The organism is Nocardia sp. NBC_00565, assembly GCF_036345915.1.
Taxonomy (GTDB): Bacteria; Actinomycetota; Actinomycetes; order Mycobacteriales; family Mycobacteriaceae; genus Nocardia.
The window spans coordinates 6,880,407-6,903,570 of the sequence record NZ_CP107785.1; the positions used below are offsets into that span (position 1 = coordinate 6,880,407).

21 protein-coding genes and 1 pseudogene are annotated in these 23,164 nt (G+C 66.6%); 10 read left to right on the forward strand and 12 right to left on the reverse strand.

Going from position 1 to position 23,164, the window contains the following annotated elements; genetic code table 11:
- Positions 1–129 precede the first annotated feature (129 nt).
- The gene (pnuC, locus tag OG874_RS31620; protein WP_442943446.1) at positions 130–876 is read left to right on the forward strand and encodes a nicotinamide riboside transporter PnuC; all 747 of its coding nucleotides are present in this window, start codon (positions 130–132) and stop codon (positions 874–876) included.
- A gap of 347 nt (positions 877–1,223) precedes the next feature.
- On the opposite strand, the gene OG874_RS31625 is transcribed toward pnuC, so the two are convergent.
- Together OG874_RS31625 and OG874_RS31630 are read right to left on the reverse strand one after the other, a co-directional pair.
- Positions 1,224–2,015 (reverse strand): DeoR/GlpR family DNA-binding transcription regulator, encoded by a 792-nt coding sequence (locus tag OG874_RS31625; RefSeq protein WP_330250734.1) that lies wholly within the window; start codon positions 2,013–2,015, stop codon positions 1,224–1,226.
- A gap of 120 nt (positions 2,016–2,135) precedes the next feature.
- Positions 2,136–2,708 carry a TetR/AcrR family transcriptional regulator gene (locus OG874_RS31630; protein ID WP_330250735.1) on the reverse strand — a complete coding sequence of 191 codons (573 nt, stop codon included), beginning with the start codon at positions 2,706–2,708 and terminating at the stop codon, positions 2,136–2,138.
- 87 nt (positions 2,709–2,795) lie between these two features.
- On the opposite strand from OG874_RS31630, the gene OG874_RS31635 reads away from it, so the two are divergent.
- Complete coding sequence (locus OG874_RS31635; RefSeq protein ID WP_330250736.1) at positions 2,796–3,944, forward strand: FAD-dependent monooxygenase; 1,149 nt, start codon at positions 2,796–2,798, stop codon at positions 3,942–3,944.
- Positions 3,945–4,157: 213 nt separating this feature from the next.
- On the opposite strand, the gene OG874_RS31640 is transcribed toward OG874_RS31635, so the two are convergent.
- The 4 genes from OG874_RS31640 to OG874_RS31655 form a co-directional block, all read right to left on the reverse strand.
- Positions 4,158–4,811 carry a TetR/AcrR family transcriptional regulator gene (locus OG874_RS31640; RefSeq protein WP_330250737.1) on the reverse strand — a complete coding sequence of 218 codons (654 nt, stop codon included), beginning with the start codon at positions 4,809–4,811 and terminating at the stop codon, positions 4,158–4,160.
- A 252-nt stretch (positions 4,812–5,063) separates the two neighbouring features.
- Positions 5,064–6,023 carry a carbohydrate ABC transporter permease gene (locus tag OG874_RS31645; RefSeq protein WP_330250738.1) on the reverse strand — a complete coding sequence of 320 codons (960 nt, stop codon included), beginning with the start codon at positions 6,021–6,023 and terminating at the stop codon, positions 5,064–5,066.
- The gene (locus tag OG874_RS31650) at positions 6,020–6,901 is read right to left on the reverse strand and encodes a carbohydrate ABC transporter permease (RefSeq protein ID WP_330250739.1); all 882 of its coding nucleotides are present in this window, start codon (positions 6,899–6,901) and stop codon (positions 6,020–6,022) included. The genes OG874_RS31645 and OG874_RS31650 overlap by 4 nt, the downstream gene beginning before the upstream one ends.
- Positions 6,902–7,001: 100 nt before the next feature.
- A complete protein-coding gene (locus tag OG874_RS31655; RefSeq protein ID WP_330250740.1) occupies positions 7,002–8,252 on the reverse strand; it encodes an extracellular solute-binding protein in 1,251 nt (416 codons plus the stop codon).
- A gap of 165 nt (positions 8,253–8,417) precedes the next feature.
- Between OG874_RS31655 and OG874_RS31660 the strand changes: the two genes are divergently transcribed.
- The 6 genes from OG874_RS31660 to OG874_RS31685 all read left to right on the forward strand — a co-directional run bounded on the left by OG874_RS31660 (position 8,418) and on the right by OG874_RS31685 (position 15,257).
- Entirely contained in the window at positions 8,418–9,362 is a 945-nt protein-coding gene (locus OG874_RS31660) for an SIS domain-containing protein (protein WP_330250741.1), read from the forward strand.
- A 175-nt stretch (positions 9,363–9,537) separates the two neighbouring features.
- On the forward strand, positions 9,538–10,536 hold the full coding sequence (locus OG874_RS31665; protein ID WP_330250742.1) for an ROK family protein: 999 nt from the start codon (positions 9,538–9,540) through the stop codon (positions 10,534–10,536).
- Between the two features lie 175 nt (positions 10,537–10,711).
- Positions 10,712–11,872 carry an N-acetylglucosamine-6-phosphate deacetylase gene (locus OG874_RS31670; protein ID WP_330250743.1) on the forward strand — a complete coding sequence of 387 codons (1,161 nt, stop codon included), beginning with the start codon at positions 10,712–10,714 and terminating at the stop codon, positions 11,870–11,872.
- Complete coding sequence (locus OG874_RS31675) at positions 11,860–12,849, forward strand: hexose kinase (protein ID WP_330250744.1); 990 nt, start codon at positions 11,860–11,862, stop codon at positions 12,847–12,849. The genes OG874_RS31670 and OG874_RS31675 overlap by 13 nt, the downstream gene beginning before the upstream one ends.
- On the forward strand, positions 12,846–13,673 hold the full coding sequence (locus OG874_RS31680) for a class II fructose-bisphosphate aldolase (protein ID WP_330250745.1): 828 nt from the start codon (positions 12,846–12,848) through the stop codon (positions 13,671–13,673). The genes OG874_RS31675 and OG874_RS31680 overlap by 4 nt, the downstream gene beginning before the upstream one ends.
- Positions 13,674–13,997: 324 nt before the next feature.
- Positions 13,998–15,257 carry a glycosyltransferase 87 family protein gene (locus tag OG874_RS31685; protein ID WP_330250746.1) on the forward strand — a complete coding sequence of 420 codons (1,260 nt, stop codon included), beginning with the start codon at positions 13,998–14,000 and terminating at the stop codon, positions 15,255–15,257.
- Positions 15,258–15,464: 207 nt separating this feature from the next.
- Here the strand turns inward: OG874_RS31685 and OG874_RS44940 are convergent.
- The 5 genes and pseudogenes from OG874_RS44940 to OG874_RS31710 form a co-directional block, all read right to left on the reverse strand.
- Positions 15,465–15,689, reverse strand: a pseudogene (locus OG874_RS44940) (DUF3349 domain-containing protein); the annotation flags it as partial.
- A 13-nt stretch (positions 15,690–15,702) separates the two neighbouring features.
- Entirely contained in the window at positions 15,703–16,038 is a 336-nt protein-coding gene (locus OG874_RS31695; RefSeq protein ID WP_330250747.1) for a DUF3349 domain-containing protein, read from the reverse strand.
- Between the two features lie 11 nt (positions 16,039–16,049).
- Complete coding sequence (locus tag OG874_RS31700) at positions 16,050–16,325, reverse strand: hypothetical protein (RefSeq protein ID WP_330250748.1); 276 nt, start codon at positions 16,323–16,325, stop codon at positions 16,050–16,052.
- A gap of 8 nt (positions 16,326–16,333) precedes the next feature.
- A complete protein-coding gene (locus OG874_RS31705) occupies positions 16,334–17,566 on the reverse strand; it encodes an inorganic phosphate transporter (RefSeq protein ID WP_330250749.1) in 1,233 nt (410 codons plus the stop codon).
- A gap of 349 nt (positions 17,567–17,915) precedes the next feature.
- Positions 17,916–19,427 carry an ATP-dependent DNA ligase gene (locus OG874_RS31710; protein WP_330250750.1) on the reverse strand — a complete coding sequence of 504 codons (1,512 nt, stop codon included), beginning with the start codon at positions 19,425–19,427 and terminating at the stop codon, positions 17,916–17,918.
- A gap of 93 nt (positions 19,428–19,520) precedes the next feature.
- Here OG874_RS31710 and ramB point away from each other — a divergent pair, with 93 nt between their 5' ends.
- Positions 19,521–20,927, forward strand: a complete 1,407-nt coding sequence (gene ramB / locus OG874_RS31715) for an acetate metabolism transcriptional regulator RamB (protein WP_330250751.1) — start codon at positions 19,521–19,523, stop codon at positions 20,925–20,927.
- A 6-nt stretch (positions 20,928–20,933) separates the two neighbouring features.
- Here ramB and OG874_RS31720 read toward each other — a convergent pair whose 3' ends face one another.
- Positions 20,934–22,166 (reverse strand): MFS transporter, encoded by a 1,233-nt coding sequence (locus OG874_RS31720; RefSeq protein WP_330250752.1) that lies wholly within the window; start codon positions 22,164–22,166, stop codon positions 20,934–20,936.
- Positions 22,167–22,241: 75 nt separating this feature from the next.
- On the opposite strand from OG874_RS31720, the gene OG874_RS31725 reads away from it, so the two are divergent.
- Entirely contained in the window at positions 22,242–23,084 is an 843-nt protein-coding gene (locus tag OG874_RS31725) for a TetR/AcrR family transcriptional regulator (RefSeq protein ID WP_330250753.1), read from the forward strand.
- The last annotated feature ends 80 nt before the right edge of the window (positions 23,085–23,164 follow it).

The following is a 23,164-nucleotide window of genomic DNA, read 5'->3' on the forward strand; positions in this document are numbered from 1 at the left end:
ATGGCAGTCCGCTGCCGTGTTGGCTGCACGTCGTGGAGTCGTCGCAGAATGCCTACCGGGTCATGCCGCCCGATGTGCGATGGCACCGGCTGGCATTTCAATCCGGGTGCGTCCAATCCGCTGGTCGGGATGAGATATCGGCTGGCTCGGGTTACAGCGGGGGTGAACCCATTCCTCGCGCTGCTCGATGCGAAGCTGCATATCGCAGGCTCGGAGATTCTGTGGCGGGAGGTCATCGGCAATGGCTTCGGGCTGGCGTCCGCGGTCGGCGGGATGCGGCGGCGGGTGTGGGCGTGGCCGATCGGGATCGCGGGGAACGCACTGTTGTTCACCGTCTTCGTCGGCGGCGTCTTCAATACCCCGCAGCATCTGAACATGGCCGGACAGGCCGGTCGGCAACTGATGTTCATCGCGGTCAGTGTGTACGGCTGGTGGAGTTGGTATCGCCACGCGCGCACCGAAACCGGTCTCGAGCATCGCGGCGTGATGCCACGCTGGGCCAGTGCGCGTGAACGCCTGCTGCTGGTCGCCGCGATGCTGATCGGCACGGCCGCGTTCGCCCAGTTGTTCGTGATGATCGGCTCCTACGGACCGTGGGCGGAGGCCTGGATCTTCACCGGTTCGGTGCTCGCGACCTACGGGATGGCGCGCGGGCTCGCGGAGTTCTGGCTCATCTGGATCGCCGTCGATCTGGTCGGCGTGCCGTTGCTGCTGAAAGCTGGCTACTACCCGTCGGCGACCCTGTATCTGATCTACGCGGGGTTCGTCGCCTGGGGATTCGTGGTCTGGGTGCGGACGCTGCGCAGAACGGCCGCTGGCACCGTCGAGAACCTGGGTGGACCTGCACCGGTCGGCACCGCGCTCAGCGACAAATAGCGCACAGCTCGGCGGCACCTTCGGAACCGCCTTGCCCGCAGCGGTCGGCGGATTCGCCTCCGCGCGGGCATTCAGGAACGGGTTTGCCGCCGCAATCGGGACCGCCCGCCCTGCAAGCCCTCGCTGGCGTCGCTATCGGTCTACTGATTCCGGCCGATGCGCCGGTTGCCCAAGGTACGCCCGGTTCGCAGCATGCGGCAGTTCCGCAAGACGCACCCACGGCGGGCTCGCCGATGGTCGAGGACTCCGCGGGACGACACGATGACCAGCGTCGATGCGCGACGGTAGGCGATCCCGGCCCGGCCAACCACCCCACCCGATAGCCAGCCCACCGGGCAGAGCCCGAGTCAGACCACATCGACGCGGACCCCAGCCGCGCGAATCGTCGCCACCGCAACCGGATCCGCGTCGGTATCGGTAACCAGCACATCGACCTGCTCGATACCGCAGATCCGGGCCAATGCTGAGCGCTCGAGTTTGTCGGCGGTGGCGACGACCATGACGTGGCCGGAGCGGCGCACCATCTCGGTGGTCACCCCGGCCTCATCGATGTGACGGCACTGCGCTCCGCCTTCGGCGGAGATCGCGTTCACGCCGAGAATCAGTGCGTCCAAACGCAATTCGGCCAATGCGCGCTCGGCCAGCGGCCCGTGTAGTTCGTAGGACTCGCGCCGCGCAACCCCGCCCAACACGATCGTGCGCACATGCGGACGCAATACCATCTCGACGGCGATATTCAGGGCATTGGTCACGATGGTCAGTTGGTCGCCACCGGCGTTGGCCAAATCGGTGCGGCCGGCCAATGCCCGCGCCACCGCGGTCGTCGTGGTGCCACCGTTCATTCCGATCACCGCACTCGGTTCGATAAGTCCCGCCGCGTGTTCGGCGATCCGATGCTTGGCCTCACCGCCGCCTTGCCGGTAGCGGGCGGGCAGGTCGTAGGCGATCGAAGTCGCGACCACGCCACCATGTGTTCGGGTGGCCAGTTGCTGTTCGGCGAGCGCGGTGAAATCGCGGCGCACGGTCGCCGGGGATACGCCGAGTCGTTCGGCCGCTTCCTCCACCGAGAGTCGCCCGGAGTCGGCGAGCAGTTCCAGCAGTCGGTTCCACCGCTGCGGCCGGTCCGTCGGTCCGGTCATCTCACGCCGTCCCGTCGATCCGGACGACCTGCTGTTCTTCCATGCACGCGAACAATCTGACCACAGGCACCTGCCGACCGTAGAGATTCCGGCGCCGTATTGCCAAGCAGGACACCTCCATCACCCAGCCCGCAGCCCGGCGAGCACGATCTCGACGACCCGATGAACGGCATCCACATACGACTCGTCCGGCCGGGTATAGACCTGCAAAGTCATCAGCCGCGCGACATCCCCCGGCTCGACATCGGCACGCATGGCACCATCGGCCTGCGCCGCCCTGGTCATCCGCTCGACCAACTCGACGATCGCCGCCCGCACCTCGCGCAACCGCGGATCGGCCCGGATCTCCGCATGCAGATTGGGTTCGATCGCCGCGGCCAGCGCCCCCACCCGCCGCTCGGCACACGCGTGCAGAAACCGCGAAAGCGCCGCCCACGCCGCACCTTCCTCTCGCCACGCGGTGGCAGCCAACCCGGCCAGATCCGCGAGGTAGGACTGGGCCGTCTCGGCGATCAACGCATCCCGGTCCGGAAAGTGCCGATACAGCGTGCCGACGCCGACCCCGGCCCGGTCGGCGATCTCCTTCATCGGCACATCGACGCCCTGCTCACGGAATGCGATCAGCGTCGCCGCGATGATCTGATCCCGATTGTTCCTGGCATCGGCCCTCTTCAGCGCGGTCGTGACCCTCACCTCCCAGACTAAGTGGACGAAATCCTTCCGTTTACTGTACCCTCCTTCTAAACGGACGATTTTCGTCCACTTAAGAAAGGTGTTGCCATGACCAAGACGGTTCTGATCTCCGGAGCGGGCATCGGCGGATCGACGCTGGCGTACTGGCTGGCCGACCGCGGCTTCCACGTCACGGTGGTCGAGCGCGCCACCGGCCAGCGCTCGAGCGGAAACCCGGTCGATGTGAAGGGTCCCGCCATCGATGTGGTCGAGCAGATGGGAACAATGCCGCGACTGCGCGCCGCGAGTTCCGATGTGTCCCAGATGAATTTCGTCAACAACACCGGCCGCCGAGTCGCCCGAGTCGACCTGAAGGCATTCCAGGGATCGGCAGGCGACCGCGAAGTCGAGGTCCCCCGAGCCGATCTCGCCGCGATCCTGCTGGACGCCAGCCGCGACCATGCCGAATTCCTGTGGGGCGACACGATTACCGGCCTGACGCAGCAGGCCGACGGCGTCGACGTCACCTTCGAAAAGGCACAAACCCGCCGATTCGACTTCGTCATCGGTGCGGACGGCCTGCATTCGACGGTACGGCGCTTGGTCTTCGGTGCCGAGTCCGAGTTCATCCGGCACATGGGCATCTACATCGCGACCGTGCGGATCGACGAGCCGTTCGGCAGCGACCAGGAAGTCCTCATCTACAACACACCCGGACGGGCGGTATCGGTCCACCCGTCGAACGGCCACGCACTCGCCGCATTCATGTTCCGGCACCAGGGCGTACCCGGTTTCGACCACCGCGACACCGAACTGCACAAGCGCCTCGTCATCGAGGCCTTCACCGATCAGGGCTGGCGCGTCCCCGAACTCCTCGATCGCGTGCGCGACACCGATGACCTGTTCTTCGACTCCGTCAGCAAGGGCGAGTTGCCGCACTGGGCGGACGGACGTATCGCACTACTCGGGGACGCCGCCTCCTGCGTATCGCTGTTCGGCGACGGCTCCACCCTGGCCATCGCTGGTGCGTACACCTTGGCCGAGGAATTGGCGTCCACGCCCGACGCTCACGAGGCGGCATTTCGGCGCTACGAGACCCGGCATCGGGTGCTGGTCGACCCCAAGCTCAACGGCATCAGCACCGCGGCGGCGATGCTCATCCCGGCCACGAAAGCCGGTATCGCACTGCGCAATACGGCCACCCGCGTGATCCCCGCCGTCACCGCCATCCGCAGCCGGGTCCGGCATGCCGCTTGATCGAACCGGACGCGTCACCGCAACTCCGGAACCCGAGCCAACGGGACAGCCAGGAACGAAGCCGCCCGCTCGGAGCGGCCAAAACCGCAGGCTCATTGAAGGGTTCACTGGTGTACTGCGGATTCATCAGCACCGGCACCACATTCGGATGCGCCGGAAACTGCGCACACGGATCGTCGGTCCATATGCGAAAGAAGATTCGGACTCGCCGAATCAGGTCAGCGCGAGCCCGGAATTCACGAAGTACGCGATCTCCTCGCATATTTCATCCAGCGATATCTCGGCCTCCGGATGCGTGGTCCGCACCAACTCCTGGGCCAGTGAATTCACCGCTCCGATCACCGCGAGCGCGAACAGATCGAAGCGCCGCGGCTTGGTCTCCCCGCGCTCGACGGCGCGTTCGGCCTCGCTGATCAGCAGCGAGGACAGCAGGCGCCGCTGCTGCCTGCGCCAATCCTCCACCGCCGAGCTGACGCCGACCACCTCGACGTAGCACACGCGCGCCGACCGCTGGTCCGCACAAGTCACCTCGAGATAGGCCCGAAAACTGTCGACCACCCGAGTCGACAGCGGTTGCCCGGCGGTTTTCGATAAAACTCCCAGTGCGCGCTCGACCGCATGCGCGGTAATGCGATTCACCAGCGCGATCAACAATGCCTCGCGGCTGCCCATATCTTCGTAGAAACTGCGCGTGGACACATTGGCGACGGTGCACAGCCGCTCGATCGAGGTGGACGCATAGCCCTGGGTACCGAATAATTCCAGCGCGGCGTCGATAAGTCGTGTCTGTCGCTGGGCTACTCGCTGCTCCCTGGATAGCCCGCCGTAACTGCGACCATCCTTGGGTTCGTCATCCTGGCGTGCCACGGTTCGATGCTACCGGGCGGAAGCGCCCGGACCCCGGCGCGGACATCTCGTTGACCGCCTCCACGCCGGTAGTCGGCCCCTCCTACCGCTGCGTACCGATAGCCTGCCCGACGAGGGCTCGAGCCAAGGGCGGCAACAGATCCGACAGCGCCTGACCGAACTGCGGTTCGGTCAGCGTGCTGACCGGGCTGGTGATACTGCAGCCCACGACAGCGGCGGGCGGCACCTGGCCACCCGCCGCGTATCGGGCGATTACTTGACGCTGCCCGCGGTGAGACCCGCGACCAGGCGCTTCTCGATGAACGCGAACAAGATGACCACCGGCACGATGCCCACCGTCGAGATGGCGAAGACGTACTGCCACGCCGTGTCGTACTGCCCGACGAACTTCGTCAGCGCCACCGACAGCGGCTGGTTCTCGGGCGTGGTCAGCACCACCAGGCTGGCCGCGAACTCGTTCCAGCAGGCCACCACCACGAAGATGGTCGCGGTGACGATGCCCGGCCAGACCAGCGGCAGACTCACCCGGACCAGGATCTGCCACCGACCCAGACCGTCCAGCTGCGCGGCCTCCTCGATCTCCACCGGGATCGCGGCGAAGAAGCTGTGCAGGATCCAGACCGCGAACGAGAGGTTGAACGCGGCGTTGACCAGGATCATCGCCAGCCAGGTGTCGTTGATCCCGAGCGCGAAGAACTCCCGGATCAGGCCGGTCACCAGCACGGTCGGCTGCAACATCTGGGTGACGAGCACCAGCGCGAGGAACACCGCCCGGCCCGGAAACTTGTGCCGCGCCGTGTAATACGCGGCCGGTATGGCCACGACGAGCACCAGCAGGGTGGCACAGACCGAGATGATGATCGTGCTCGCCAGATTGAACGGCAGCGGCGTCTCGGGGGTGTCCCACATGGTCGAGTAGTTGTCCGGATGCCATTCCTGCGGCAGATACGTCGGTGGGATGCGCAGGATTTCGGCCCGACTCTTCAACGAGCCGAACACCATCACCACGAACGGCGTCAGGAAGATGACGGCGAGCACCACGCCCACCGCGGTGAGTTCCCAGCGCCGCCGCCGAAGTCGCTTGCCATTGCCCTCGACAACCGTTGTGTCCGGCGGGATCTCGACACCCTCGATATGAATATCCGCTCGAGAAGGCCCACCCGCCACCCAGCCACCACCCCTCATCGAAGCGCTACGCGATGCCACGCTCATTGGTCCACCTGCTGTGTCGGCTTGATGACCTTCACGTAGATCGCGATGATCACCACGATCAGGGCGAAGTTCAGCACGCTCATCGCGGCCGCGGTATCGAGCTGTTGATTCTGCCGAATCAGCTTGAACGTCAACGTCGTTGTCGTATCCGCGCCGAAGCCCGCGATACTGCCGGTGATCACCTGCAGGATGGGCAGCGAATTGAAGACATTGATGATGTTGATGATGGTCGCCACCGCGATCGCCGGACGCAGTTGCGGCAGTGTGAGATACCGGTAGCGCTGCCACGCGCTGGCGCCGTCGACCCGGCCCGCCTCCTCGATTTCGGCCGGAATCGACTGCAACCCGGCCAGAATCGTGTAGGTGGTGAACGGGATGGAGACGAACACCGCGACGCCCATCGCGACCAGGAAGGCCGGTGTCGGCTGCTTGGTGAAGCCGTAGCCCCGATCCAGCAGCCCGATATCGACCAGGAATCGGTTCGCGATGCCGACATCGGGATCGAGCATGTAGTAGAAGATCGTCGTCGTCATCACGACCGAGGCCGCCCACGGCACCAGGATCGCCATCCGCACCGCGGTGCGTCCGGGGAAGTCCTTGTTGAGGAACTGCGCCAGCCCCGCCGAGAGGACCAGGGTGATCAGCACGACGCTGACCACCCAGACCACCGTATGCCCGAGTACCGTGCCCAGTTCACTGATGTCGAACAGGGTCCGGAAGTTGGCCAGCCCGGCCGGACCGCGATCCTGGCCGTAGGCGCTCAGGTCCCGGGTGCTGGTCCACACCATGTAGCCGACCGGGAACGCGACGATCGCCGCGATCAGCACCAGGGACGGCCCGATCCAAGGGACGGCCCGCAGTGTCGAATTCTTCCCCACCCGGGATGCTCCATTCAATTTGCGGCCCTCCCGGGGCCCTGCGTGGTCACGCTTCGCTACCTCCTCCGGGCCCGTCGCTCGGGCCGCTGGGCGCCCCACCTTATTTCGCGGCTTCCTGGATGCGGGACAACACCTGCGCCGGATCCGAGCCCTGCGCGATGGTGCCCATCTGCTGACGAATCGCACCCTGCACGGGGGCCCACTTCGGGTTGTTGCTCGGGTAGAACTTGGCCACCGGCAACGTGGCCGAGAACGCCTTGGTCACCGGATCCTCGGCCAGGGCGGTCGCCCCGCTCTTGGTGATCGGGATGAAGCCCTCGGTTTTGACGAAGTTCGCGTAGGAATCCGCATTGAAGAAGAAGTCGAGGAATTTCTTGATCGACTCGGTCTTCTTGCCGTCCTTCTTGAACGCCATCAGGTGGTCGGCGACGCCGAGGGTCACCGGATCACCGGTTTTGGTCGGCGAGGGCGCGGTCCCGTACTGCAGGCCCGGGTTCTTCGAGGCGATCTGACCGATGGTCGGTGGCAGGCCCTCGATCATGCCGATCTTGCCTTGGATGAAGGCGTTGATGACGTCCTTGCGGTCGGTCGCACCGGGATTCGGCTGGGTCGCGCCGGAATCGATCAACTCGCGCATGGCTTTCACACCCTCCAGATTCTGGGGCGTGTCCACGGTGACCTTGTCGCCGTCGGACCAGTTGCCGCCCGCACCGAAGGTCCAGATGGAGGTTTCGCCTTGGGCCTCCTCACTGCCGAGCGGCAGGCCGTAGCCGGAGACGCCGCCGCCGAGGGCCTGGATCTTCTTGGCCGCGTCGGTCAGCTCGGACCAGGTCTTGGGCGGGGTCGTGACGCCGGCCTTGGTGAACAGATCCTTGTTGTAGAACAGCGTGCGCGTCGAGGCGAACAGCGGCAGCGCGAACTGCTGACCGTTCAGCGAGGCGTTCTTGGCGAAGCCGGGCTGGATATCGGCGAGCACGTCCGGCGACACGATCTCCGACGCCGGATAGAGCATGCCGTCACCGGCGAAGCTGGCGTAGGCGTCGATGTTCAGGATGTCCGGCGTGGTCGACTGCGATTGCAGCTTGGTGCGCACCACATCGTTGATCGAATCCCAGGACTCCATCTGCAGGTTCACCTTGATATCGGGATTCTGCTTCTGGAAGCCGTCGATGATGTGGTCCCACAGCGCCTTGGTGCCGTTGGCGCCGTCGCTATAGGTCGGGGCGAGGAAGTTGATCGTCTTATCGGAATCGGCGGAGTCCTTGGAGCCGAAACCGCAGGACGAAACGGCGAGCGCGAGGCCGGTCGCCATCGCGATCCCCGCGAGTACGCCGTGGAGGGGTCGTTTCACGAGCTGAACCTTTCAAATTTTCACTCCGGGCGCGACTGGACCGGCCGATGATGGAGCGAACAAATCGACTGAGCTGATCCTTTCGAGCGACCTGGCTAGCAGTCGCTAGCGATAAATCTAGACCCAATAGTGATCACATGTGACTGATTCGCTCGTAAATTTGACATGAACGATCATCAGAGCGATTCTGTTGTTGTGCCGATCTCCGCTCACCCCACCCCCGTGACTCATCTGGCCGCCGAAGTCGCCACCCAACCGGACGACTGGGCCCGCGCCGAGACCATCGCCGCCGAACACCGCGCTGTACTGCCCCAACCGGGCGAGCGCGTGGCCGTCATCGGTTGCGGCACTTCGCTGTTCATGTCCCGTGCGATCGCGTCACTGCGCGAGGGCTCGGGTCAGGGCGTCACCGACGCCTGGCCCGCCAGCGAGGTCCGCGGCGGTCGCGACTACGACCGCTACCTGGTCATCTGCCGCTCCGGCACCACCACCGAGGTGGTCGATGCCATGCGGGAGATCCCAGCACACATCCCGCGCACCGTCATCTGCAGCAGTCCGGGCACCCCGGTGCTCGACCTCGGCGACCCGATCCTGATCGACGAGGTCGACGAACTGTCCGTGGTGCAGACCCGCTTCGCCACCACCGCGCTGGCCATCCTGCGCTGGCACCTCGGCGAGGACCTGAATCCCGCCATCGAGCAGGCCCGGGCGGTGCTCGCCGAAGACGCCGCTACGGCACTGACCGCGGTGCGCCATGCGGAGCAGATCAGCTTCGTCGGCATGGGCTTCGCAGCCGCGATCGCCGAAGAGGCCGGTCTCAAACTGCGCGAATCCTGCCAGTCCTGGACCGAGGCCTATCTGCAGACCGAATACCGGCACGGCCCGATCAGCATCTCCACCCCCGGCCGCGCCGTCTGGGCCTTCGGGCCGCTGGTCCCCAACTTCGCGGCCGATGTGGCCGTCACCGGCGCACATTTCGAACACCGCGATATCGACCCGATGGCCGATCTGGTCCGCGTCCACCAGCTCTGTGTGCTGCGCGCCGCCGACCAAGGCCTGGACCCCGACCATCCGCGCAACCTGAACCGCTCCGTCGTCCTGGATCAGTGATCGTCCGGTACCAGGAACTACTGTGCCGATTATGGGAACCGAATCGGGAGCGCGACCACCGGAAACCCGCGCGGCTCGACCCGAAACACGAGCCGCGACAACCGCCGGGCCCCGCGACGATCTCGCGGACGGCACGGGGGCGGCGAGGGGGTGGCAAAGAGGCGGAGCCGACGGGGTGGGTAAACACAGCTCGGCGATGCCGGTCGCCGCAGTGGCGCCGGGACCGGCTGCGGTACAGCCGCAGCCGGTCCCGGCGTTGTCGGATGAGTTCCTGGTTCTCGGCCTCGATGTCGGCGGCACCACGATGAAGGGCGAGATCACCGATGCATCCGGCCTGGTGCTGGCCTCGGGTGTGGTGGCGACACCGCAGGGCGAGGCGGCCTTCGAAACCATGGGGGCGCTCGGCGATCAACTGCTGGCCGAACTGACCGACGAGCAGCGCGACCTGGTCGCGCGCGCGGCTGTATTACTGCCGGGCATCGTCGACCCCGTCCGCTCGATCGCGGTATTCAGTAGCAATGTCGGCTGGCGCGATGTGCATATCGGCGACCGGTTCACCGCACGCTGGGGCATGCCGGTGCTGATCGAGCACGATGTCGCGGTGGCCGGCTGGGCCGAATGGCGTTTCGGCGCGGGGCGCGGCCACGACGATGTCTGCGTGGTCATTCTCGGTACCGGCATCAGCGGCACCCTGTCGGTCGGCGGCAGGCTGGTGCGCAGCGGGTACGGGCAGACCGGCGAATACGGTCACATCCCGGTGCGGCACGCGGACGGATTGCGTTGTCCCTGCGGCAATATCGGCTGTGTAGAAACCGTCGCGTCCGGAGCATCGATCGCGCGCGCCTATGGCCAGCGCACCGGACACGAAACGGCAAGCGCGGCCGATGTTTTCGCACTGCTCGACACCGATGCGAATGCCAAAGCCGTTGTCGCCGACGCGATCAGCGCGCTGGCCGACGGACTGCTCGGCCTCATCCACGCGGCCTGTCCCGAATTGATCATCCTCGGCGGTGGCCTCGCAGGCGCCGGACCCGCGCTGACCGAACCCCTGCACCGCACCCTGGCCGAACGGCTGCGCGTTGTCCCGGCACCCGAGGTCGTACTCGGCGAATTCGGCGTGCGGGCCGGTCTTGCGGGAGCCGCACTCTTCGCCCGGCAGGGAACGCTCGCATGACAGGCGGACTCCCTGCCGTCGAATCAAGCGACACCGCCCCCACGGAATCTATCCGGGCCGAGCGTGACCGCACACGAAGACGGTTCGTCGACCGGGCACTGTGCGCACCGTTTCCAGGCGCACCGTTTCCAGGCGCACCGTTCCTGGTAGAAGTACACGGAACGGAGGTGCGCCCATGACATCGACGAGCGACCTCGAAATCCGCGGGCGGATCGTATCCGCTACCGCACAGTTCGACGACGGCGTCCTATCGGTAGACGGCGAACGTATCGCCCAGGTGCAATCGTTCGCGGAGTGGGTTGCCGCGCATCCGGATTCGATCGCGCCACCGTTTGCCGGAACGGTGCTGCCCGGACTTGTCGACATTCACAACCACGGCGGATTCGGGCATCGGTTCGACACCATCGACCCCGACGAAGCACGGGCCGCCGCGCGGTTCCATCACACGCACGGCTCCACGACGGTGCTGGCGAGCGTCGTCACCGGCGCGGCGGCGGATATGGTCGCGCAGGTCGCGACGCTGCGCACGTTGGTGGCGGACGGCACGATCGCCGGCATCCACGCCGAGGGACCGTTTCTGGCAGCCGCGCGGTGCGGTGCGCAGGATCCGCGCTATCTGCGCGATCCCGATCTCGAGCTGACCGAGCAGCTGCTCGCGGCCGCCGACGGGCAGTTGCGGGTGATGACGCTCGCACCGGAGCTGCCGGGTTTCGACAAGGTCGCACAACGGCTTTCCGATAGCGATGTGGTGGTGTCACTGGGCCACAGCGATACCGACTTCACCCGGTTCCGCCATGCCCTGCGCCCCACCGGATTCGGCGGTCTGGTGACGCACTTGGCGAACGGCATGCCGCCGCTGCACCACCGCAGGCCCGGACCGGTGGCCGCCGCGCTCGTCGCCGCATCCCAGCGACACGCGGTAGTCGAACTGATCGGCGACGGGGTGCACGTCGACTCCGGTTTCGGCGCATTGGTTTTCGCCACCGCGCCCGGACAGATCGCGCTGATCACCGACGCGATGCAGGCGGCCGGGATGCCCGACGGCGAGTACCAGCTCGGCCCGCAGGTGGTCCGCGTCATCGACGGCGTGGCCCGGGTGGCCAACGGCTCCATCGCCGGCGGCACCGCGCATCTCCTGAAATGCCTCGCCTGGGCGGTCGACACCTGCGGTGTACCGCTCTGCGATGCTGTGATTGCCGCCACATCAATTCCGGCCGCGGCGGCCGGACTGGCCGATGTGGGCGACCTCTCGACCGATCACTTCGCCGACCTATTGATAGTTGATGACAATCTCCAGTTGCGACGGGTGCTCAGACATGGACAGTGGTTGACGTGATCCTCACCGTGACAATGAATCCCGCCTACGATATGACCTACCGCGTAGAGCATTTCGAGCGCGGCCAGGCGCATCGGGTCCGTTCGGTCGAACAGCGCATCGGCGGCAAGGGCATCAATGTGACGCGGGTGCTCAATCAGCTCGGGAAATATGCCAGGGCTACCGGTTTCTCCGACCATGCCTTCGCGGCCGCCGCGGAATTGGAGATGCCGGTCGATTTCGTACACGCGCTGCCCTGGGTCCGGCGCACGGTGGTGATCAGCGAATCCGATGACGGTACCGCGACCGCGCTGTGGGAACCCGGCGCGCGCGTCTCGAATCCACATGCCGCCGAACAGCTCTCGGTCCGGGTTGCCGGAATGCTGCCCGATATCAACGGCCTCGTCATCTCGGGATCACTGCCGGGCGGTATCGCGGCCGGCCTGCCCGCCGAAATCGCCCGCACCGCCATCGCCGCCGGCGTGCCGACCATCTGCGATGTCGACGGTGAGTCGCTGCGCCTGGCCGCCCAGGTGCCGGGCGTCGTCCTGATGCCCAATACCGAAGAGCTGGAACGGCTCACCGGACGGGTTCCGGTGACCCCGGACGAGGTCGCCACGGCCGCACGCCCGCTCATCGAGCGCGGGGTGCGCGCCATCATCGCCACCCGCGGCGCCGAGGGCATGATCGTGGTCACCGCCGAGGGCGCATGGTCGGCCGTACTGCCCGAACCGCTCGCCGGAAATCCCACCGGCGCAGGTGATTCCGCAGCAGCCGCGGTGATCGCCGCACTCTCCGAGGCCGACGTCCTGCCGGACTGGTCCGCCATCCTCGTCGATGCCGTCGCCACCTCCGCCGCCGCGGTCGTCATCCCGGTCGCCGGCGAGATCGATCGCAGCCTGCGTGCCCGCGTCGCGCCCACCGTGGTCGTCGAACGACTAGCCGACCCCGCGGCCGAGTCCAGCCCTGGGGACCCCACCCAGGAGACTTCGCCGTGACCTCGAGACCCGTCCCTGACCTGATCAGCGCCGCCCGCCCGGGCGGTCTCGGCGCGTTCAACGTGATCACCCTCGAACACGCCGAGGCCATCGCCGCGGCCGCAGAGGCGGCGAAACGACCGGTGCTGCTCCAGCTTTCGGAGAATACGGTGCACTACCACGGCAGCCTGGCCCCGATCGCCCTCGCCTGCCTGCGGATCGCCGCCGACAGCACCGCGGATATCGCCGTCCACCTGGATCACGCCACCTCGTTCGAACTCATTCGCACCGCTGTCGACCTCGGCATTCGCTCGGTCATGTATGACGGCTCCACCCTCGATTACGCCGAAAACGTCACCGCCACCGCCGATATCACCCGCTGGTGCCACGACCGCGAGGTCTTCGTCGAAGCCGAACTCGGTGCGGTGGGCGGCAAGGACGGCGCGCACGCTCCTGGTGTCCGCACCGATCCGGACGAGGCCGTCGAATTCGTCGCGAGCACCGGCGTGGACGCGCTGGCCGTCGCAGTCGGCTCCTCGCACGCCATGCAGACCCGCACCGCCGAATTGGATAACGACCTGATTGCCGGCCTGGCCGCGAAAGTGCCTGTCCCCCTTGTGCTGCACGGCTCCTCCGGTGTTCCCGATGCGGGTCTGCGCGCCGCCGTCGAGCACGGCATGACCAAAATCAACATTGCCACCCGCCTGAATGTCGTTGCCACCGACGCGATTCGGAGCACGCTGGCCGACAGCCCCACGCTCTGCGACCCGCGCAAGTACCTGAAATCCGCTCGCAGCGTTATCAAGTCGGAAGTCGAACACCTTCTGCTGGTGCTCGCCCGGTAGCGCCTCACCAGCCCCGGGAAGTATGGGCAGCCTCCGGTGAGCAGCGATGATACGATGAATTGCTCTTAGTTTAGCTAAGCATTTGCTGTCCATCCGAGCTGTGTCACCTGATGAAGGAAAAACAACTCCATGGCTGTCATCCTGCGATCAGGAGAACAGCGCGCTGCCGATGTGGGGACCGAGCCCAGAGCCCCGCACAAGTTAACGCCCAGTGCCTTGCCACCCAGTGCCTTGTCACCCAGCGCCTTAACACTCAGTGCCGCAATCATATTCGCATCCCTATCCATCGGCGCCTGGCTGGCCTTCCTACGGCCCAACTGGCAGATGTACTGGCACCAAGTCGATCTCCAGGTCTATATGTGGGGCGGCACGGCCGCGGCGACACATCCGGCGTTGCTGTACGACGGCCGCGGCCCGCTCGGCCTGCCCTTCCTCTACCCCGTCTTCGCCGCCTGGATCTGCGCCGAACTGTCGCGGTTCCCGATCAATTACATCGGGACCGGCGTCACCATCCTCACGATGGCATCACTGTTCGTGAGCGTATGGAGCGCCGGCAAACTCCAACATCAGCGCCGCAGCGCCGGGTTGCTGGCACTGGCGATCGCCATCACCGGAGCCGCGATCTGGCTGGAGCCCGTCCAGCAGACATTCCGGTTCGGACAACTCAGCGCGATTCTCATGGCTTTGGTGCTGGCGGATCTGGCCATCCCCAAGCAGAGTCGGTACCGCGGCATCCTCATCGGCATCGCGACCGGACTGAAACTGACCCCCGCGGTCTTCATCGTCTATCTGCTCATCACCCGCCAGTTCCGCGCCGCCGCCACGGCCGCCGCGACCTTCGGCGCGACGGTCGCGATCGGCTTCTGGTACCGACCGACCCAGGCGCTGCAGTTCTGGACCACCACCATGTCGTCACAGAACCGGATCGGCTTCGCCTATGTGCAGAATCAGTCGATCAACGGCATGTTCGGCCGGCTGCAATGGTCGAACTGGGATGACACGACGGCATCGTTCGTTTGCGCGGGTCTGCTCGCACTGGCCGGAATCGCGGCGGCCCGGATCGCCTATCTACGCGGCGACGAACTGCTCGGCGCGCTGCTCGCTGCCACGGTGATGCTGCTGGTCTCGCCGATTTCCTGGACCCACTACTGGGTGTGGATCGTGCCTGCGCTGCTGTGGCTGATCCACGCGCTGCGCCGGCGTTCGCTCGCCATCCGGATCGGCGTCCCCATGATCAGCTACCTGTTCGTCTTCGCGTGGCCGCTGCGGGCCGACCGGTTCGGATCGTGGGATCCGGACCTGCCGCTGCTGCCACAGGGGCTGATCTGGCAGGTGCCGCAGACCGAGGGCCGGGAATTCCGTTGGACACTATGGCAATTCCTGCTCGGCGATTCCTACACGCTGCTCGCCACCGTCGCGCTCATCGCCGCGATCGTCTGGCTGCTCCCGCTGGAACCCCCGCAATTGCCGGACGAGGTTGTCGCGGACCGGCGGCGCGTGCGAGGGGTCGGCGCCGCCGGTCGGCGAGAAGGCGGTCCGAGCAGTGAACCGCCGAGGTCGAGCGAGTTGGAAGCCATGAGGTAAGGCCGATTCGCGGTAGCCCACTTCCATCTTCCATTCGCCGACACCGTTCATCCTGCTGCGGCTACCTCGAGAATGCTGGCGATCCAGCTGTGAATCGCCTGGGAACCGCGGGCTCCGATCAGCCGGCGCTGCCGGGTCGAAACCCCAGCGGTCGCGGCCCGGACGGTCGTAGCCGTCGGGGCCGTAACCGTCCGGGGTCCGTAGATGCACCTGGATATCCGCCTTATCGGCCGGAAGGTCGCCACCGCTGGCGATCGCTTGCGGGTCGCTCGAAACAACACTGTCAGCCAGTTCCGCCGCGATCTGGTGGACCTCGGCATCGGAGAGGCGGCGGCGCAGCAGCGCGAGCAGTGGAATGTAGTCGGATTCCGGGACACCGTCCGGATATCCGGCTCGCAGCCAGTCGATGATGGCGTTCAGGAACGGCGGCATCGAGGAACCTACCTCAGTCGGTGTCGATCAACGGAGTCGCCAGCGGCCAGCCGCCCGCCGCCAGATGCGAAGCGACCCTGGCGATATCGTGCTCATCCGGCTGCTCCTTCGCCATCCGCGCGATCGCCGCCTCGATATCGGCGTGGCTGATCTCGCTGTCCGGATTGGCGTCCACCAACTGCTCGGCGATCGCGACCACCTCATAGTCGGTCAGGTGGCGGTGCAGCACGGCGAACAGGGCAACGTAGTCCGACCGCGGAACCCCCTGCGGATATCCGGCCCGCAGCCAGCCGATGACGCGGCCGAGCAGATTCGGCCGGACCTGAGCGGATTTCGCTGGATCAGTCACAGTGTCCTTCCTTACTGTCCGAACAGATGAATACCGAACTCGGCCGCCAGGAAAGCCTTCGCGGTGTACAGAATTCCGATAAAAATGGCCGCGATGATCAGCGCGAAACAGGTGAGGGCACCGGCCAGCGCGGGGTAATTGCGTTGGGCGGCACGGCCGTCCACGGCGGCGGCGACCGACCAGAGCCGAACCCCGACGGCGAAGATGATCGGCAGGCCCGCACCGAGCAGCAGACCAGCGACGGTCACCTGCCACAGCGCGTTCAGATTCGTGACGAGCGTATGCACGGCGCCTCCTAAACCTGAGCCGAACGATTCGGCGGGACGTCTGTCGCCTCGGCCACCGGGGCCGCCTTCGCAACGTCGGGCTCGATATCCGGCGTGTCGTCGGCTGTCCCGCCGGGCCATTGATTGACATTGCCGGTGTCCACCGGATCCCGCCGCGACCGCAGATACATCACCGTCGACAGCGCGATGAGGATCGCGAACACCACCAGCACCCCGGCCAGCCCGCCGATGACGTGCGCGATGGCCCAGCACACGGCTCCGGCCACGCCCGCCAGCGGCAGCGTGAGCAGCCACGCGACAGTCATCCGGCCCATCACGGCCCAGCGCACCTCCGCCCCCTTGCCGAGCCCGGTGCCGAGGATCGATCCGGTCGCGGTCTGCGTGGTCGACAGCGGCAGACCGAAGTGCGCCGAGGTGAGAATGATCGCGGCCGAGGCGGATTCGGCGGCCAGCCCCTGCGGCGAGTCGATTTCGACGAGCCCCTTGCCGAGGGTGCGGATGATCCGCCAGCCGCCGAGGTAGGTGCCCGCCGCGATGGCAACGGCGCAGGCCGCCATCACCCACAGCGGCATCTCGTCGTTCTTGGTGAGCGAACCGTGCGCGACCAGCGCGAGGAAGATGACGCCCATCGTCTTCTGCGCGTCATTGGTGCCATGCGCCAGCGAGACCAGCGAGGCCGAGCCGATCTGGCCCCAGCGGAAACCTTCGTTGATCGCATCGGGATCGGCGGTCCTGGTGATCCGGTAGATGCTCCAGGTACCGATCGCGGAGACCAGCGCGGCCACGATCGGCGCGAGCAGGGCGGGCAGCACGATCTTGGCGAGCACCCCGTCCGCACCGTGCGCCCAGATCACCCCGCCCCAGCCGAGTGCCGCGATGGTGGCGCCGATCAGGCCGCCGAACAGCGCGTGCGAGGAACTCGACGGCAGGCCGAACAGCCAGGTCAGCAGATTCCACAGGATGCCACCGACCAGGCCGGCGAACACGATGATCAGCAGCGCCTGGCCCGGCACGGCGTCGAGCGCGACGATGCCCTTGGCCACCGTCGCGGCCACCGCCACCGACAAGAAGGCGCCGACCAGATTCAGGACCGCGGACACCGCGACCGCGACCCGTGGTCGCAGTGCGCCGGTGGCGATGGAAGTCGCCATCGCGTTGGCGGTGTCGTGAAAGCCATTGGTGAAATCGAATGCGAGTGCCGTGACGACGACGATCAGGAGTACCAGTAGGTCCGCGCTCACCCATCCAGTGTGCGACACCGGCGATCGCAAAAGCCACGCGGTTGCCACCGGCCGGGACTCGATTCGGATCGGCTACCGTGGATCTTCCCGCTACCTGCCGACGCCCGCGCAGCCGAAGGGTGCGGCGCTCCGCCGCGAAGCGTCGATCGATCCACAATGCCGTTCACGGTGTCGATCAGAATCGGCTGGGACGCCCCCCGAATACCACGCCGACGAGACCGAGCTCACCCGCAAGACTCCGGTGCGCGTTGGGCCGCCCACCCGAGGCGGCGGCGCCACCGGAGTCTGTCGGCCCGGCATCGGATTCGGGAGCACTGGTCACGCCCCCGCAATCCGGCAGCCGCCCGACTCAGGGCAGTAATGCGCGGACCGTCTCGATGGTGTCGGCGTCGGCCGCGGATTTGTCCGGTCGGTACCGGACGACGCGGGCGAAGCGCAGGGCGACGCCGCCCGGATAGCGCGAACTCACTTGGACGCCGTCGAGGGCGATCTCCACGACGAGTTCGGGCCACAGGTAGACGGTGTAGTCGTCACGGGCGCGCTCGTGGCGCGGGAACTCCGCGGTCTGCCACCGCAGCAGCGCGTCGGTGAGACCCTTGAAGGTCTTGCCGACCATCACCGGATCACCGGTTTCCGGATCGCGCGCGCCGAGATGCAGATTCGACAGGTATCCGGTGCGCCGGCCATATCCCCATTCGGCGCCGAGTACCAGCAGGTCCAGGGTGTGCGTCGGCTTGATCTTCTGCCAGGCTCGGCCGCGACGGCCCGCGGCGTAAGGTGCGGACAACGACTTCACCATCACGCCTTCGTGCCCGGCGGCCAGCGCACCGTCGAAGTACTCGGCCGCGGCCTCCGCATCGGGCCGCAGCAGCGCCGGAATGCTGTGCGCGGCGGCCACTTCGGTCAGCGCCGCGCGGCGCTCGTGCAGCGGTACGTCGAGCAGGTCCGCGCCGTCCAGGTGCAGGCAGTCGAAGAAGTACGGGTGCAGTAGCAATTCTCTGGTCGAGCTGATCTCGGCGAAGCGGCTCATCGTCTCCTGGAACGGCCGCGGCCGCCCGGAATCGGTGAGCGCCAACGTTTCTCCGTCCAGCACCACGCTCGTGCAGTCGAGTCGGGCGACCAAGTCGACCAGCTCCGGCACGCTCGCGGTGATATCGCGCAGCGTCCTGGTGAACACCCACACCCGCGAACCCTCGCGATGCACTTGGATGCGCGCGCCGTCCAACTTGTGCTCGACGCTCACCTCATCGCCGAATTCGGCCATCGCCTCCTCCAGCGTCGCACCGGGCGAGGCGAGCATCGGCTGGATCGGGCGACCGACTTCGAGCCGGAACTCTGCGAGCGACTCGGCCCCACCGGTCAATGCCGCGACAGCGGTGACGGGCAGCTGTCCGGACAGCATGTACGCCCGCCGGACCAGCTCGATCGGCACCTGCGCGGCCACCGCGACCGCCTCCGCGACGATCGCGGTGAGCGCGCCCTGGCGCAACTCGCCACCGAGCAGGCGCAGCAGGAAGGCCTGCTGCTCGGCGGTGGCGGCGGCCCACAGGGCCGTCAGCAGTTCCTTGCGCCGGTTCGCCGAGCCGGGACCGGAGGTGGTGGCCAGCTCGCTCAGCGTGCCGTCCACCGACGAAACCGTCAGTGTCGCAAGCTCACTCGGATCGCCATCGAGAGTGGTCAGCGTGCGCCAGCCGGTGCCGATACGCCCCTGCCGGAGTTCACCGGAGAGCCAGGCGACCACCGGCGCGAGCTCATCCGGGGCGGCCGCGGCCAACAGCGCGGCCAGGGTGGCGATTTTCGTCTTACGGGACCGGGTCGCCCGGACGGTTTCCGAGGCCTGCACGACATCCGAGAACAGCACCAGTCGACGGTAACCCGCCCCTGTGACATATCGCTCAGCTCTACTGCTAATTACCCATTGGCAGGTTTGCGAATACGCCCATAAACTGGGCGCATGGCCAAGACTTATGTCGGGGCGCGGCTTCGTCAGCTGCGGACCGAACGAGGACTGAGCCAGGTCTCACTCGCCCAGAAGCTGGAGATCTCGGCGAGTTACCTCAATCAGATCGAACACGATGTGCGCCCGCTCACCGTGCCGGTACTGCTGCGGATCAGTGAAGTATTCGGCGTCGACGCGACATTCTTCTCCTCCCAGGATGACACCCGGCTCATCGCCGAACTCCAAGAGGTCGTCATGGACCAGGAGCTGGGCATCGAGGCCGACACCCAGGAGATCGCGGATATGGTCTCCGCGCATCCGAGCATGGCGCGCGCGCTGGTCAATATGCACAACCGGTACCGCAACACCTCCGCGCAGCTGGCCGCCGCCACCGAGGACCGTTTCGCCGACGGCTCCGGCAGCGCGGCGATCAGCAAACCGCACGAGGAAGTGCGCGACTTCTTCTACCAGCGGCAGAACTATATCCACGAATTGGATACCGCCGCAGAGGAACTCACCGCCCGCATCCGCTTCCACGGCGGCGATGTGAACAGCGAGATCGCGCGCAGGCTGCGCGCGCACGACGTGCACATCGTCGAGCGCATCGACCTCGGCGAGGGCGTACTGCACCGCTATGATCCACAGACCCAGCGACTCGAGATCGCACCGCATCTGTCCGGCGGCCAGCGCACCTTCAAACTCGCCGCCGAACTCGCCTACTTCGAATGCGGCGATCTGCTCGAAAAGCTGGTCGAGGAGGGCAATTTCGCCTCCGAGGACACCCGCAAACTGGCCATGCTCGGACTGGCCAACTACTTCGCCGCGGCAACCGTATTGCCCTACACGCACTTTCACGAGGTCGCCGAGGATTTCCGCTACGATATCGAGCGCCTTTCGGCCTTGTTCACCCAGAGCTACGAGACCATCTGCCATCGCCTTTCGACTCTGCAGCGGCCCAAGTTGCGCGGTGTCCCGTTCTCCTTCGTGCGCGTGGACCGGGCGGGCAATATGTCGAAGCGCCAGTCCGCCACCGGATTCCACTTCTCCGCCAGTGGCGGCACCTGCCCGCTGTGGAATGTCTACGAGACCTTCGCCTATCCGGGCAAGATCATGACGCAGATCGCGCAGATGCCCGACGGCCGCAAGTACCTCTGGGTCGCCCGCACCGTCGAACGCCGCGCGACCCGATATGGCCAGCCGAGCAAGACCTTCGCCATCGGCCTCGGCTGCGAACTGCGCCACGCCGGCCGCGTCGTCTACGCCGACGGCATCGATCTCGACGAGGCCAAGGCCACCCCCATCGGCGCGGGCTGCCGCGTCTGCGAACGCGCCAACTGCCCGCAGCGCGCCTTTCCACCGCTCGGGAAAGTACTCGATATCAGCGAACATCGAAGCTCGGTTTCCCCGTACGTCCTCAAATAGCGCGGCTCAGACCGGTTGGGTGGCGCGCTGGATCCGCACGCCGACCAGGGTCAGGCCGAGAGCCGCGACCAGCAGGATGGCCAGGATCCAGGCCAGCACCGAAAAGCCGTGTGGCGCGGCGGCTGCCGCGACCAGTGGTCCGGCGGTAGCACCGACGTAGAAGCTGAACATGGCGACCGAAGAAGCGGCAGCGCGCGCCGCACCGCCCAACTCCCCCGCGGTCTGCAGGACCGCCGGTGCGATGACACCGAGGCCACCGACCAGCACGGCAAGCAGCACCGTCAGCACCGCGAGGTGGGCGCCCTCGAAGGTCGCGATCACCATGGCAGTCGCGGCGATCAGCACGCCGAGCACCATCTGGCCCGGCTTGGTCAGCCGCGCGAGCGGAATGGCAAGCAGCGGAAGGGCGAACATCACCGGCAGCGCACCCGCACGCAGCGCGAGCAGTTCACCCGAACCCTTGACCAGACCGGTCAGCTCGATGCCGGTGTACACCCCGACCATCACCGCCATGCTCAGCGCGCCGGCGACCAGCATCGGCAGCAGCGCCTTGATGCGCAGTACCGCGGGGATCGCGGCGTAGCTGTGCACGAGCGGCTTGTCCCGGCCGGTGGGCTCGTCGTCGAGCATGACCGCGCGCAGCGCGAACGCGAGCGCCACGAATACGACAGCCGAGCCGAGGAACATGGTGCGCCACGGGAACGCGGCGACCACGGCCTGCGAAGCGATCTGCGCCAGCACCGTCGCGGCCAGGAAGGAGGTCGCCACCGACATGGTGACCACCGCCCGGTGCGCCGGGGCGATGCGGGTGGCGACGTAGGCCATGATCGCCGGCGGAATCGAACCGACGACCAGCCCCTGCAGCACACGCAGACCGATCGCGATCGGAGCACCGAACGACAAACCGGTCAACAGTGTGACCACCGCGGCGACGATCATGCCGGTGACCAGTACCCGGCGGTGACCGTAGCGATCCGACAGCGGGCCGAACAGCACGAAGCCGCCCGCATAGCCGAAGGCGAAAGCGCTGATGATCCAGGTCATCACGCCGGCACCCACCTGCCAATCGGCCTGCATGGCCGTGAACAAGGGAATCGGAATGTACATCTGACCGGTGGCCAGCAGGGCGGACAGGACGAAGACGGGGAGGGTACGCCCGGTGTGCGCACGAGGTGACGCGCTGCGAGTGCGTGCCGGAGCCGGGATACCGGCCGGAACCTGAAGAGTCGGCGTTGCCATAGCGATGAAAGTAGGCCCGTCACCTACCAGTTGTCAACCAAATAGTTGGTTTAATGAGATGGTAAAGTCACGGTCATGACGGCCACGATGAAACGTAGCGACGCGACCAAGCAGGCTCTGCTGCGCGCCGCACGTATCGAATTCGCCGAATACGGACTGGCCGGCGCGCGGGTGGACCGGATCGCGGAGGCGGCCGGGGTGAACAAGGAGCGCATCTACGGCCTGTTCGGCAGCAAGGACAAGCTCTTCGACGTCATCCTGATCGACACCATGCGCGAGTTCATGGATGTGGTGCAACCGCTGGCCGAGACCGAACCCGGCGAGTACGTGGGCAAGTTGTTCGACTACCACCGCGAAAATCCGCAGCTGCTACGGCTATTGCTGTGGGAGGGCCTGCACCGCGGCACCGACGCGCACGATATCGACGGCTGGCGCGCCCAGCACTACGAGCGGAAGTTCGACCGCGCGAAAGAGCAGTTCGATGTGGACGCGAACCATGCGGGCCGACTGCTGCTCGCACTGTGCGGCCTGTCCAACTGGAGTCTCGCGGTACCACAGACGACGCTTCTGCTGCTCGGCGCGGACGCCGACAACCGGGATGCGACCCGCGAATTCATGATGGAGTTCGCCAGAGCGGCGATGCGGCGAGACAAGTCGGTGCCGCATCGGGAGCCGGTCAATGAGTTGACCACCGAATCGGTCAGCCCGGTTGACGGGACCGAGAACGCGGCGACCGACCCGGTCGACCGCGCCGCCCGGCGACTGCGCGCAGCCCAGGCCGCGGCCGACGCGGCTCGCGACGAGCTCGCCGCCGCGTTGCGGGACGCGCACGCCGAGGGCACCAGCGCCAATCAGCTCGCGCGCCAGATCTCGGGCACGCTCTCGCGGCCCGTCGTGCTCAAACTGCTCGCGCCCTAGTCGAATGTCGCGCACCGGCCTTGCCGAGCCCGCGCACTCGCGGGATCGCCCCGCCAGCACCAACGACCACCGGAATCCAC

Coding starts and splice junctions, on each gene's coding strand:
- OG874_RS31685 (WP_330250746.1), top strand. CDS start 13,998: ATGTACTGGCACCAAGTCGATCTCCAGGTCTATATGTGGGGCGGCACG.
- OG874_RS31720 (WP_330250752.1), bottom strand. CDS start 22,166: ATGGCAACGCCGACTCTTCAGGTTCCGGCCGGTATCCCGGCTCCGGCA.
- OG874_RS31635 (WP_330250736.1), top strand. CDS start 2,796: ATGACCAAGACGGTTCTGATCTCCGGAGCGGGCATCGGCGGATCGACG.
- OG874_RS31725 (WP_330250753.1), top strand. CDS start 22,242: ATGACGGCCACGATGAAACGTAGCGACGCGACCAAGCAGGCTCTGCTG.
- OG874_RS31645 (WP_330250738.1), bottom strand. CDS start 6,023: ATGAGCGTGGCATCGCGTAGCGCTTCGATGAGGGGTGGTGGCTGGGTG.
- OG874_RS31660 (WP_330250741.1), top strand. CDS start 8,418: ATGAACGATCATCAGAGCGATTCTGTTGTTGTGCCGATCTCCGCTCAC.
- ramB (WP_330250751.1), top strand. CDS start 19,521: ATGGCCAAGACTTATGTCGGGGCGCGGCTTCGTCAGCTGCGGACCGAA.
- OG874_RS31625 (WP_330250734.1), bottom strand. CDS start 2,015: ATGACCGGACCGACGGACCGGCCGCAGCGGTGGAACCGACTGCTGGAA.
- pnuC (WP_442943446.1), top strand. CDS start 130: ATGAGATATCGGCTGGCTCGGGTTACAGCGGGGGTGAACCCATTCCTC.
- OG874_RS31670 (WP_330250743.1), top strand. CDS start 10,712: ATGACATCGACGAGCGACCTCGAAATCCGCGGGCGGATCGTATCCGCT.